Origin of the sequence: Lentzea albidocapillata subsp. violacea, from assembly GCF_900100275.1 — a bacterium.
Taxonomy (GTDB): domain Bacteria; phylum Actinomycetota; class Actinomycetes; order Mycobacteriales; family Pseudonocardiaceae; genus Lentzea; species Lentzea violacea.
In genome coordinates, this window is the sequence record NZ_FNET01000014.1 from 41,764 (window position 1) to 53,941 (window position 12,178).

The 12,178-nt window shown below is 69.3% G+C and carries 13 protein-coding genes and 1 tRNA gene; 8 read left to right on the forward strand and 6 right to left on the reverse strand.

From position 1 onward, the window contains the following. The first annotated feature begins 46 nt into the window (after positions 1 to 46). The 7 genes from BLR21_RS27645 to BLR21_RS27675 all read left to right on the forward strand — a co-directional run bounded on the left by BLR21_RS27645 (position 47) and on the right by BLR21_RS27675 (position 7,276). Positions 47 to 628: an FMN-dependent NADH-azoreductase gene (locus BLR21_RS27645; protein WP_030481170.1), complete on the forward strand. Its 582-nt coding sequence runs from the start codon at positions 47 to 49 to the stop codon at positions 626 to 628. 150 nt (positions 629 to 778) lie between these two features. Next, complete coding sequence (gene rox, locus BLR21_RS27650) at positions 779 to 2,206, forward strand: rifampin monooxygenase (RefSeq protein ID WP_090010120.1); 1,428 nt, start codon at positions 779 to 781, stop codon at positions 2,204 to 2,206. Between the two features lie 45 nt (positions 2,207 to 2,251). Beyond that, positions 2,252 to 3,202 (forward strand): tetratricopeptide repeat protein, encoded by a 951-nt coding sequence (locus BLR21_RS27655; RefSeq protein ID WP_090010123.1) that lies wholly within the window; start codon positions 2,252 to 2,254, stop codon positions 3,200 to 3,202. After that, positions 3,202 to 3,525, forward strand: coding sequence for a hypothetical protein (locus BLR21_RS27660; RefSeq protein ID WP_143027892.1), 324 nt, complete (start codon positions 3,202 to 3,204; stop codon positions 3,523 to 3,525). The genes BLR21_RS27655 and BLR21_RS27660 overlap by 1 nt, the downstream gene beginning before the upstream one ends. 74 nt (positions 3,526 to 3,599) lie before the next feature. Continuing rightward, the gene (gene secD, locus BLR21_RS27665) at positions 3,600 to 5,720 is read left to right on the forward strand and encodes a protein translocase subunit SecD (protein WP_338061073.1); all 2,121 of its coding nucleotides are present in this window, start codon (positions 3,600 to 3,602) and stop codon (positions 5,718 to 5,720) included. A 10-nt stretch (positions 5,721 to 5,730) separates the two neighbouring features. Further along, complete coding sequence (locus tag BLR21_RS27670) at positions 5,731 to 6,102, forward strand: VOC family protein (RefSeq protein WP_090010131.1); 372 nt, start codon at positions 5,731 to 5,733, stop codon at positions 6,100 to 6,102. Positions 6,103 to 6,115: 13 nt separating this feature from the next. Continuing rightward, on the forward strand, positions 6,116 to 7,276 hold the full coding sequence (locus BLR21_RS27675) for a lactate 2-monooxygenase (protein ID WP_090010134.1): 1,161 nt from the start codon (positions 6,116 to 6,118) through the stop codon (positions 7,274 to 7,276). 6 nt (positions 7,277 to 7,282) lie between these two features. On the opposite strand, the gene BLR21_RS27680 is transcribed toward BLR21_RS27675, so the two are convergent. From BLR21_RS27680 to BLR21_RS27695, 4 genes are read right to left on the reverse strand one after another with little or no spacing between them, the layout of a single operon-like run. Further along, complete coding sequence (locus BLR21_RS27680; protein ID WP_090010137.1) at positions 7,283 to 8,062, reverse strand: ESX secretion-associated protein EspG; 780 nt, start codon at positions 8,060 to 8,062, stop codon at positions 7,283 to 7,285. 9 nt (positions 8,063 to 8,071) lie between these two features. Beyond that, positions 8,072 to 9,388 carry a PPE domain-containing protein gene (locus BLR21_RS27685; RefSeq protein WP_090010140.1) on the reverse strand — a complete coding sequence of 439 codons (1,317 nt, stop codon included), beginning with the start codon at positions 9,386 to 9,388 and terminating at the stop codon, positions 8,072 to 8,074. A gap of 4 nt (positions 9,389 to 9,392) precedes the next feature. Then, positions 9,393 to 9,968, reverse strand: a complete 576-nt coding sequence (locus tag BLR21_RS27690; RefSeq protein ID WP_090010143.1) for a DUF3558 domain-containing protein — start codon at positions 9,966 to 9,968, stop codon at positions 9,393 to 9,395. A gap of 16 nt (positions 9,969 to 9,984) precedes the next feature. Continuing rightward, complete coding sequence (locus tag BLR21_RS27695; RefSeq protein WP_090010146.1) at positions 9,985 to 10,398, reverse strand: hypothetical protein; 414 nt, start codon at positions 10,396 to 10,398, stop codon at positions 9,985 to 9,987. Positions 10,399 to 10,546: 148 nt separating this feature from the next. Here BLR21_RS27695 and BLR21_RS27700 point away from each other — a divergent pair, with 148 nt between their 5' ends. Continuing rightward, positions 10,547 to 11,374 carry a hypothetical protein gene (locus BLR21_RS27700; RefSeq protein ID WP_090010558.1) on the forward strand — a complete coding sequence of 276 codons (828 nt, stop codon included), beginning with the start codon at positions 10,547 to 10,549 and terminating at the stop codon, positions 11,372 to 11,374. Here the strand turns inward: BLR21_RS27700 and BLR21_RS27705 are convergent. After that, positions 11,356 to 11,997: a DUF6597 domain-containing transcriptional factor gene (locus BLR21_RS27705; protein ID WP_218130974.1), complete on the reverse strand. Its 642-nt coding sequence runs from the start codon at positions 11,995 to 11,997 to the stop codon at positions 11,356 to 11,358. The two genes, BLR21_RS27700 and BLR21_RS27705, sit on opposite strands and share 19 nt — an antisense overlap. Positions 11,998 to 12,060: 63 nt before the next feature. Next, positions 12,061 to 12,132: transfer RNA gene (locus BLR21_RS27710), tRNA-Val, on the reverse strand. Positions 12,133 to 12,178 lie beyond the last annotated feature (46 nt).

Genomic DNA, 12,178 nt, shown 5'->3' on the forward strand with positions numbered 1-12,178 from the left:
CTAAGAACATCTTGACTCGGAAGTTCTTCACTCGTATGTTCCGAGTATGACCAATCTGCTTCACCTCGACACGAGCATTCGGTACGAGGGGTCCGTCACCCGCGAGATCTCGGGTGCGTTCGCCGAGAACTGGCGTGCCGCGAACCCCGGCGGCGGCTACGTCCACCGCGACCTGCACGCGTCGCCGATCCCGCACAAGGACGGCACTGACCAGGGCATCTCCGCCGACCTGATCGCCGAGGTCGACGCCGCCGACGTGATCCTCATCGGCGCGCCGATGTACAACTTCTCGATCCCGTCGACGCTGAAGGCCTGGATCGACCAGGTCGCGACTTCCGAGCACTTCGCCCGTGAGGACGGCACGTTCGCGTGGGGCGGCAAGCGCGTTGTCGTGGTGACGGCACGCGGTGGTTCGTACAAGCCGGGCACGCCGCGCGAGAGCTTCGACTTCCAGGAGCCGTACCTGCGTGCGGTGTTGTCGATGGTCGGTCTCGACCAGAACCTGGAGTTCGTGCACGCCGAGCTGACGCTGGCGGACGTGGTGCCGCAGATGCACCAGTTCCGCGAACTCGCTGTGGAGTCGCTGGCCGACGCGCACCGCGTGGTCAAGGAACTCGCCGGCGCCTGACCTCAGCCGACGCGAAAACGCAAGAAGAGGAGAGCGCTGCTCTCCTCCCACTCCAACATATAGCGCACCCAGGGCCTTGCCACAAGACCCCGGGTGTGCTTCATCATTTCCCAGCCAACGTCATCTACCTGGGGAAATGGGGAAGACTCCATGATCGACGTCATCATCGCCGGCGGTGGACCGACCGGCATGATGCTGGCTGGGGAACTGCGGCTGCACGGCGTGGGCGTGGTCGTGCTGGAACGCGACCTGGAACCGACGAAGGTCGTCCGGGCGCTCGGCCTGCACGCTCGCAGCATCGAGGTCCTGGACCAGCGCGGCATCGCCGATCGGTTCCTGGAGGCGGGCACGACGCACCCGCTCGCCGGATTCTTCGCGGGCATCGACAAGCCCGCGCCGGAACGGCTCGACACGAAGTACCCGGTCGTCCTCGGCCTGCCGCAGCCGCACATCGAACGCCTGCTCACCGGACACGCCGTCGAGGCAGGCGCCGAGATCCGGCGCGGCAGCACGGTGACCGCCTTCGCGCAGGACGACGACGGCGTGACCGTCGACCTGGCGGACAGCACGTCGTTGCGGGCCCGGTACCTGGTCGGGTGCGACGGCGGGCGCAGCACCGTGCGGAAGCTGGCCGGCATCGACTTCCCCGGCGAGCCGTCGCGGGTGGAGACGCTGCTGGGCGAGATGGAGATCGGCATCCCGTGGGAGGAGGCGCTGCCGCTGATGCTGGAGGTCCGCAAGACGCAGAAGCGCTTCGGCATCGGCCCGATCGGCGGCACCGCGACGTACCGCGTCATCGTGCCCGCGGAGCGTGTGAACGAGGACCGGACGGTCATGCCGTCGTTGGACGACTTCAAGGAGCAGCTCGTCAAGATCGCCGGGACCGACTTCGGTGTGCACTCGCCGCGCTGGATGTCCCGCTTCGGTGACGCCACCAGGCAGGCCGAGCGCTACCGGTCCGGCCGCGTGTTCCTCGCGGGCGACGCGGCGCACGTCCACCCGCCGACCGGCGGCCAGGGGCTCAACCTCGGCGTGCAGGACGCGTTCAACCTGGGCTGGAAGCTCGCCGCGGCGGTGCAGGGGTGGGCGCCCGAGGGGTTGCTGGACACCTACGAGGCCGAACGGCACCCGGTGGCCGAGGAGGTGCTCAACAACACCCGCGCGCAGATCGAGCTGATGAAGGTCGAGCCAGGGCCGCAGGCGGTGCGGCGGCTGCTCACCGAGCTCGTGCAGTTCGAGGAGGTCAACCGGTACCTGATCGAGAAGATCATCGCGGTCTCGGTCCGGTACGACCTCGGCTCGGACAACGACCTGGTGGGACGGCGGATCGGCGACCTCGCGCTCAAGCGTGGCGGGCTCTACGACCAGATGCACGCCGGTCGCGGCATCCTGCTCGACCAGGCCGGGACGTTGTCGGCCGGCGGCTGGGCGGACCGGGTCGACCACGTCATCGACGTCACCGAGGACGTGGACGCGCCCGCGGTGTTGCTGCGGCCGGACGGGCACGTGGCGTGGGTCGGCGAGGACCAGGCAGGCCTGGAGGGGGCGCTGGCCCGCTGGTTCGGGACGGCTCGCTGAGGTCACCCGTTCGGGGGCCGGAGGCGCTTTGTCACACTGTGCGGCGTGTCCGAGCCGATGACAGCGGTGCTCTTACGAGCCGCCGACCTCACCGCCGAGGGGTTGCCGCGGCAGGCGATCGACCTGTTGCGGCCCCTCGTGGCGGCGAACCCTCGGCACGCCGAGGCGTGGTGCCGGCTCGCCGCCGCCCACCTCGACCTCGGTGAGGCGGACCAGGCCCTCGACTCGGCCAAGCGCGCGATGGTCCTCGACGGCGAGCCCGCCTGGCCCCAGCGACTGGCGGCCCTGGCGCTGAGCGACCTCGGCCGGCACCAGGAGGCGGCGGTCGCGGCACGCGAGTCCGTGCGGCGCAAGCCCGGCGACTGGCGTTGCTACGTCGTGCTCGCCGAGGTACTGGCCGATGCCCCGGACGGCGCCGTCGAGGCGTTCGACTCGGCCCTGCACGCCTCCCAGCTCGCGCCGACCGAGGCGCGGGCGTTCCAGGTGCTCGGCGACGCGGCCCTGCGGTTGCGCGACTGGGGCACCGCCGAGCACGCGTACCGCTCGGCGATCAAGCTCGATCCGTCCGACGCGGACTCCAAGGCGAACCTCACGACCGTGCGACGGCGGCGTTCGGCCAAGCCCGCACCGCTGCAGTTGAACAAGGTGCAGGTGTGGCGTTCGCTGCGCACGCTCTCGTTGCTGCTCATCGGCGGCGGTTTACTCGGGTTGATCGCCGGCATGCCCCGGCCGACGCCCTACCTGGGCTTCTTCACCGGCGCGCTGGTGCTGTGCTGCCTGGTCGTGGCGCTGCGGCTGCGGCCGTTCACGCTGCTCTTCAGCCTGCGCAAGCTCGCCGTGACGGTGTCCCTGCTCGCCGTTTCGGCCCTGGTCCTGCTCGGCTGGACCGTCGCCTTGTTCTTCGGGGCTACGACGATGCAGCCACTTGTGCTTTCCTGGTTGTGCGCTGTCGTGGGGGGAGCGCTCGTCTACGTAGGTGGAGGCAGGAAGCGGTGATGCGTCGCAACGCGGTCGCGCTCGCGTTCCTGCTGTTCCTCGGACAGCTGTTCATCGTCGCCGCGCCCGCCGAGCCCGTCACGTCCGGTTCCGTCGTCCAGCACGGCCACGACGTCGCGAACCTGCCGGTCACCGCGCCCAAGCCGCACAACCCCAACGCCGCCCAGGTCCCGCAGGCCCAGGTGCCCTCCGACGTGCCGCCGGTCGCGAAGCCCGCGATGCCGATGCGGTTCGCCGTCTCCTTCGCCCGGCGCGTGCACCGCACGCCCGAGGGTCTCCGCTGGACGCCCCAGCCCGCTCGTTCACCGCCTTCCGGTCGCTGAATCCCTTTTCCAGCAACCTACTCCGGAAGGTCTTCCCACCCATGTCGCGCGACAACGCGCGACGAGGGCTCCTCGTGCGTGCACTCATAGCGCTCGGGGTCCTCGTCGCATCCGCTTTTCTGCTGCTCACCACGGATCCCCGTCTCGGCCTCGACCTCCGGGGCGGAACCCAGATCGTCCTGGAAGCCAAGGGCGACGCCGACGCCGCCGACCGTTCGATGGAGGTGTTGCGGCGCCGCGTGGACGCTTTGGGCGTCGCCGAACCCGTGATCGCCCGCTCCGGCGAGAACCGCATCGTCGTCGAACTGCCCGGCGTCCAGGACCCGCAGGAGGCCGTGAAGGTCCTCGGCCAGACCGCGCAGCTCACGGTGCAGCGGGGCGGCCAGACCGTCATGACCGGTGAGGGCATCTCCGACGCGCAGTCCACGCGCAACCCGCAGGGCGCGGGTTTCGTGGTCAACATCCAGTTCCAGGGCGACGCCCCGGCGAAGTGGCAGAAGGTGACCGGCGAGGCGGCCTGCGAGCCGTCCGGCACCCCCGGCCGGCAGATCGCGTTCGTGCTGGACGGCAAGACGATCTCGTCTCCCGAGGTCAGCCTCGACACGCCCTGCGGCGCCGGTCAGGCGGGCGGCTCGACCACGATCACCGGCCGTTTCTCCCAGGCGGAGGCCAAGGAGCTCGCCCTCGTCATCCGTTCCGGCGCGCTGCCGGTGCCGGTCGAGGTGATCGAACAGCGCACCGTCGGCGCGACCCTGGGCGCCGAGGCCATCGAGGCCAGCGCCAAGGCCGCCATCATCGGCATCGCGCTGACCTCGCTGTTCCTGATGTTCGCCTACCGGCTGGCCGGATTCCTGGCCGTGGTGGCACTGGTCGGTTACGCGGGCGTCGCGTACGCCGGGCTGCTGGCGGTGGGGGCGACGCTGACCTTGCCGGGCCTGGCCGGCTTCGTGCTGGCGATCGGCATGGCGGTCGACGCGAACGTCCTGATCTTCGAACGGGCGCGCGAGGAGTACGCCAGGAAACCCAATCTCCGGCGCGCCTCGGAGAACGGTTTCCGTGGCGCCCTGAGCGCGATCGCCGACTCGAACGTGACGACGCTGCTGGCAGCCGGTCTGTTGTTCTGGCTGGCCACCGGCCCGGTCCGCGGCTTCGGCGTCACCCTGACCATCGGTGTGCTGGCGTCGATGTTCAGCGCACTGGTGCTCTCGCGCGTGCTTGTGGTGTGGGCACTCGGCACCCGGTTCGTCACCAAGCGGCCTCGGCTGAGCGGTCTGCACACGCTCGGTTTCGTCCGCCGGCGCCTGTCCGTCGTGCTGTACCGCCGCCCGTCGCTGTGGTTGATCAGCGCCGGTGCCGTGGTGCTCGTGGCCATCGCAGGTCTCTTCGCGCGGGGCCTGAACCTGGGCGTCGAGTTCACCGGCGGCCGCATGCTCGACTTCACCGCGGGCGGCACCGTGGACCCCGGCCGAGTGCGCACCGCCCTGGCCGACGCGGGCTTCGCCGACGTCGTGGTCTCGTCGTCGGGCAACGAGGTCTCCCTGCGCACCGCCCCGATCGACGACGCCACGTCCGCCCGCCTGGGCGAGGTCGTCTCCTCGGCCGTCGACGGCGGCGCCAGCCAGTCCAGCAACGAGCTCATCGGCCCGTCGCTGTCCTCCGAACTGCGCCGCAACGCCATCATCGGTCTCGCCATCGCCGTAGCGGCCCAGCTGGGATACCTGGCCGTGCGTTTCGACTGGCGTCTCGGCGTCGCCACGGTCGCCGCGCTGCTCAGCGACGTCCTCGTGCTCGTCGGCGTGTTCGCGTGGATGGGCAAGACGGCCGACGGCGTGTTCCTGGCGGCCCTGCTGACCGTGATCGGCTACTCGGTCAACGACTCGGTCGTCGTCTTCGACCGTCTCCGCGAACTACGTGGGTCTCGCTTGAAGGCGTCGTACCCGGACGTGGTCTCGGACGCGGTCGTCCAAACCGTGCCGCGCACCGTGAACACCGGCCTGGGCGTGCTCTTCGTCCTGTCGGCGTTGCTGGTGCTCGGCGACGGCTCCCTGGCCAACTTCGCGATCGCACTGCTGATCGGTCTCATCGCCGGCACGGCGTCCACAGTGGTCACCGCCGCACCGATCGCGATCTGGCTGGAGTCGCGCTGGCCCAGGCGAGCGGTTTTGAAGAAGCGTCCGGTGGGGGCGCGCGCCTAACGTTCTGCGCATGATCACTCATGTGCACTCGACCACCATCAACGTCCGCGATCTCGACGAGGCTGCGAGCTTCTACGTGGACGTGCTGGGCTGGGAGAAGCGGCAGGACAGCAACGAGGCGGGCATGCGCTGGCTGACTGTCGCTCCTCCCGGCGCCCAGACGGCGTTCGCGCTGTCGCAGGCGGACACGCCCAACGTGTCGTTCGCGATGGGCTGCGGAATCTCGCTGATCACGGACGACATCGACGGCGACGTCGCCGGTCTCGTGGCGAAGGGGGTGACGGTGAAGGGGGAACCGGAGACCATGCCGTGGGGTGATCGGGCCACCTGGTTCAGCGATCCTTTCGGCAACGAGTTCTTCCTAGTGCAGCTCGCTTCGTAGCAAAGTAGGCGGCATGACCTCCTTCGCCGCGTACCAGAACGAGATCTACCTGCAGGGGCTCGGCGGCGCCGTGCCACCGTTCACCACCGACCCGGAAGCGCTGGAGCAGTCCGCGCGCGACAGGCTGGGACCGGGCCCGTTCTGGTACGTGGCGGGAGGCGCGGGTTCGGGCGCCACCGTGCGGGCGAACCGTGAGGCGTTCGACCGGGTGCGGATCGTGCCGCGCATGCTGACCAACGCGACCGAACGGCATCTGGGTGTTTCGGTCCTCGGTACGGAGCTGCCGGCGCCGGTGATGCTCGCACCCGTTGGCGTGCAGTCGATCCTGCACCCGGACGGCGAGCTGGCGACCGCGCGGGCCGCCGCCGAGCTCGGGGTGCCGATGGTGTTGTCGACCGCCTCCTCGCACACCATCGAGGAGGTCGCCGAAGCGTCCGGCGACGGCCCGCGCTGGTACCAGCTCTACTGGCCGAACGACCTCGACGTGTGTGCGTCGTTGCTGGACCGGGCGCGCAAGGCCGGTTACACGGCGCTGGTCGTCACCTTGGACACGTGGACGTTGGCGTGGCGGCCGCACGACCTGGACCAGGCCTACCTGCCGTTCCTGCGGGCGGTCGGCACGGCGATTCCGTTCAGCGACCCGGTTTTCCGTGCCGGGCTGCAGAAGTCGCCCGAGGAGGACCTGCCGATGGCGATCCTGCGGTGGGTGCAGCTGTTCACCGGCACCGACAAGTCGTGGGACCAGCTGGCGTTCCTGCGCGAGCACTGGGACGGGCCGATCGTCCTGAAAGGAATCCAGCACGCCGACGACGCGCGCAAGGCCGTCGAGTACGGAATGGACGGTGTCGTCGTCTCGAACCACGGCGGGCGTCAGGTCGATGGTGCCGTCGGGTCGCTGGACGCGCTGCCGTCCATCGTCGAGGCGGTGGGGGAGCAGGTCGACGTGCTGTTCGACTCGGGCATCCGCACGGGCGCCGACATCGTCAAGGCGCTGGCGCTGGGGGCGAAGGCCGTGATGGTCGGGCGGCCCTTCGTGTACGGGCTGGCGCACGGTGGCCAGGTCGGCGTGCGGCACGTGTTGCGCAGCCTGCTCGCGGACTTCGACCTGACGCTCGGGCTGTCGGGTCACCGCAGCCCGGCCGACCTGGGGCCGGACGCGCTGCGGTTCTCCTGACCGTCTTTACGGCATCGTCGCGGTCATCCGCGTCAGCGTGCCGAAGTCGGCTGGCTGCACCCGCAGCCAGCCGTCGCTCTTGGCCGCGAGGTACCGCCCGCTGGGCGTGTCGATGTACGTCAGCGGGTTGACGCAACGCTGCTTGCGGCCCAGGTGGTCGCGCTTGGCCGAGAAGACCTGACCGCCGCCGGTGCGCGGCTGGCTCATGATCTCGTTGAGCTGCGCGACGAGCTGGTCGTCCGGCGTGCTCGTCGGCCTGCTCTGCTGCATGAACGAGCCGGTGTCCTCATAGGACGGCTGCCGCTTCTGCCGCAGCGCCTCCTCGGACAGCGTGATCGGGTTGCCCCTGCCCGCCGGCGTGGGCGGCAGTGCGCCGACCAACGCCTGCGGCGCCTCCTCCGCCCGCACCGGTTCGAGCACGAACTGCTGGTCCGGCGTGAGCAGGATCCGCAGCGCGTCCTGGCCGTTCGACACGACCAGCACGCTCTGCTGCGGGCCGTCCTTCAGGCTGAAGAACGCCCAGTACTCCACGCCGGCCTCGACCACGAGCCGCAGCGCGTTCGTCAGATCCGGGTGGATCTGGCCGCCGCGCGCGAGCCCGTACTGCTCGAGCTGCGCCCATGCCGACCGCTGCAACCGTTCGAGCTCGCTCACGTCGCCCGACTCGAGGAGTTCCTCGTCGAAGTCGACCTGAGCGAGCAGCGCACGGTGCATCGTCGGCAGGCCCGCGGCCTGCCACGCCTGGTAGAGCGCCGTGACAGGGATGGCGACCCTGCTCCGCAGCACGTTTCCCCCTTATCCGCCGATGACCGGCGGAGCGACCATCGTTCCATCGCCGAAGATGTCTTCGGTCTCCTGCAAGTAGGAAGCGGACTTGTGCTCCGCGTCCTCCGCGCCTTCACCACGACCGCCACCGGCGCCCATACCTCCGGCACCCATGCCCGCAGCGCCACCACGACCGGCAGCACCCGCGGCGCCGGCGCCGGCACCGGACGGCCCGAAGCCACCGGCTCCACCACGACCGTCACCGGCGACACCGGCCGCGCCACCGAAGCCGGCGCCCATACCGCCAGGTCCACCCATGCCCTTGGCCGCCGCGGCGCCGCCGAGGCCACCACCACCGCCCCCGCCGCCACCACGACCGCCGCCGGCGCCACCACCGCCGCCACCGGGACCGTTGAGTCCGCCGGGACGGTTGCGCGGGTTGTTGGGGTCGAGCGGACCGCCGGGCCTGCGCGGGTTGTTCGGATCGAGCGGACCGCCAGGCCTGCGCGGGTCGTTCGGGTTGTACACGCCGTCCGGCGGCACGGTCGGGACGCCGATGTCGGGCCGCGGGCGGCCGATGTCGGTGGGCGGAGGAGTGAACCTGCCGTCGTCGACGCCGGCCTTGCCGGTGTCGTCTCCACCGCCGGTGCCCGGCGGCCTCCAGCCGGACTGGTCCGTGCCGTCCTGGCCACCGTTGCGGTCGCCAGTGCCGGGCGGGGGATTGCTGCCGATCGGCGGCGGGTTCTTGCCGCTGGGGCCGACCTCGTCGATCTTGTACTTGCCGTCGGGCGGTCCCTCCTGGACGCTCCCGTCGGTGGCGGTCGGCGCGATGAACGTCGGCTGGTTGCTCATGCTCGCGTTGACGGCGCCCGCGTACTGGTTGAACGCCCGGATGTTCTGCTCGCTGACCTGCTGGTTCTGCTCCAGCGCCTTGTCGTAGTCCGTGTCCCACGGACGAAAGTCGTTCAGGAACGGCTTGTCCGGCACGGTCGGCGGCTTCGACATCGAGTTCTTGGCGTTGACGTACGCGTCGCCGACGGTGTCGGCGGTCGTACCCGCCTGAGTAGCTGAATCGCCCGTGACCGTGGCCCACGTCGCGAGCGGTGAAGTCCCGCCACGCGCCGAGTCGCCGGCTGAGCCCTCCCAGGCAGCACCTGAATCGCGCACGGCCTTCTCGATCAGCTGAGCGACATCTCCGTGGCCGCTCGAGAGATCACGCCAGCCTTGCGAGGTGATCGAGGTGCTCTGGCTCGGACCGCTGCCGTTCTCGAACCACTTGTAGATCGTTTCACCACCCGCGAAGGGAAGAATGGCGAAACCGGTGATGTTCGGCTCGTCCCCAGCCATCTCGCTACCCCTTCAGGTTTGTGATGATCAGTTGCGCGACCCGCTCGGTCTCCGGGCACGGCTTCTTGGTTGCGCGCTCATCCGTGGCGCTGGCGATCTGCACAGTGACCGAGTCGGTCTTGGAGACCTGGACCGAGGTCAGGCAGAACATCGCTCCGTCGGTTGAATCGGTGGAGATGACTCGCACGCCATCGATCTTCTTCTCGACGTAGACCCCGTTCTTTTTGGCGTTCTCGTTCATGGCTTCGAAGTCTTTGCCTTCGGTCACGCTGATGTCGTAACTCGAGTTCTTGATCGGATCCGTTCCGTCCCAGACGCACACCGGGCCGAGCTGCTTGGTGCTTGCCACGCCTGCTTTGACGGATCCGAGCGTCGCCACCTGATCGGGTTTGAGGATGTCGCACGGCTTACTCACGTACTTCGCGATGCTGAGGCCCGACGGCGACTCGGCGGACGTGGGCGTGCTGCTCGTCTTCCCAGCGCCGGTCTCGCTGGGCGTGGTGGGGGTGCCGCCGGTGGTGTTTCCCGTACACCCGGCCAGTGCGCCGAACGCGAGCACGGCGGTGAGCAGAGCAGTCATGCGCTTCAAGATCGTGTCAGCCCTTCATCGCGGTCTGTGCCGCTTCGTCGGTGGCCCGGTACTCGGCGAGGGCCTTCTCGATGTTCTTGATGGTCTGTTCCAGCGCCTTCTGGGCCTGTTCGTTCGCCCACAGGTAACCGCCGGGCTCACTACCCGCGGTCGTGCGCATCGCGAGCGTCGCGTAGCCGCTGTAGGGATCGGGGCCGGGGGCGCCGGCGAGTTGGAGCCTCTCGCCGTCATTCCGCAGCTTCAGCAGCTGCCGAAGGGCCTCTTTGAGGCCGTCGATCATCTTCTGCGCCTGGTCCGGGTCGACGCTGAACTTCGCGACTCCGCCAGCGCCTGCGCCTGCCGCGGCGCCCACGGCTGCGCCGACACCCTTGCCGACGGCTCCGGCGGCCTTCACGGGTACGAGTGCGTCGAACATCAGCATCCTGGCCAGCTCCCCTCAGAACTCCACACCCCTGTCAGAGGATTTTCGCATAGGACCGGTTCCCGTTGGAGCGGATCGAATCAGCTGATCAGGTCACATGGCCGATTCGTTCAAGACCCCGCACCCTGACCGGCATAGGTTCGAGGACATGATCGAGCAAGCGAGGACCTTCCTCTGGCACAACGCCCGCACGCTGGAACAACGCTGGTTCGAGCACGCCTTCGACGGCGGAAGCGCCGAACACGTGGTCCAGGCGGTGCTGGCCTACCGCAACGACGACGGTGGTTATGGGCACGGCCTTGAGCCTGACCACCGTGGGCCCACCAGCCAGCCGCTGCACGCTCTGCGCGCACTCCAGATGTTCGGCGAGGTCAATGCCCCCGAACACGCTGAATCGATCCTGGCCTGGCTGAGCGGCACCTGCCCGGACGGGAGTGTCCCGTTCGGCATGTCCACCTCGAAGGACCACCCCAAGGCGCCGTGGGTCGCCGCCGACGACCAGGGCGGACTCCTCCTGACAGCCCAGATCGCCGCCGCCCTCCTCGCACTCGGGGCAACGGCCCCGTGGCTCGACAGGGCCACGGAGTACTGCTGGCGGGAGATCGAGAAGCTGGAGAACACCCACCCGTACGAGCTGCGGGCAGCGGTGATGTTCCTGGACGAGGTGCCGGATCGGGCCAGGGCCGAGCTGGCCGCCGAGAGGCTCAGGCACCTCAAGCCGAGCACCGAGGGGTATGCCGACGGTGAAGGCCTGGAGCTGCACATGTACGCGCAGAAGCCCACCAGCCTCGCCCGCGCGTGGTTCACCGATGACGAGTTCGGCAAGGACCTCGACGAGCTCCAGAACGGTCAGCAGGAGGACGGCGGCTGGAACTTCGACTTCCCCGCCTTCACGCCGATCGTGGACTTCGAGTGGCGTTCCATCGCCACGGTCGACGCACTGCTGACGCTGCGCCGTTACGGCCGGATCAGCTGACCCAGGGGTACGCCGGCCAGCGCACGCACTTCGCGCGCCAGGTGCGCCTGGTCCGCGTAACCCGCTTCGAATGCCACGGCCGAGAACGGCACACCGTTCCATGCCAGCCGCAGCGCCGTGTCGAACCGCAGCACCCGTTGCAGCACCTTGGGCGGATAGCCGAACGCGTCCAGGCACCGCCGCCGCAGCTGACGTGAGCTCAGTCCGATCTCCCACGCGACCGCACCGACGTCATCAGACCGCAGCAACGACGCGGTGGCGGCCAGGGCGGGATCGACGACGACCCGCGAAGCGCAGAACGACACCATGTCGGAGAAGGAATCAAGGCGGGCCGAGGGAACCAGCTCGGACAGCGGCACCCGCAGGTCGCGGACGGCGTGCGCGGGCACACCGAACACCGACGGGAACGCTCCGGGTGGCAGCCGCACCCCGTACAACGTGCCGGGAGCGACCGTGGCGAGCTGAGCCGAAGTGTCCGGACCGGCCACGAACAACGTGCCGGACGCAGGCATCCACATCAGGTCCGTGCAACCGTCCGGCACCACGCGTTGCACGGTCGGCGACGACACCGTGCGCGTCCAAAGGCAGGCCAGACCCGCGGGAGCGGGACGTTCGGCATACACAGGCCGACGGTACCTCGCGACAGCAAGAACGGGCCCGGTCAAGTGACCGGGCCCGTTCTCGGATGGACGATACTGGGATTGAACCAGTGACCCCTACCGTGTCAAGGTAGTGCTCTCCCGCTGAGCTAATCATCCGCGTCTTGCGGATGCCATCCTAGCGGACGAGCGCGGCGGGCAGCGA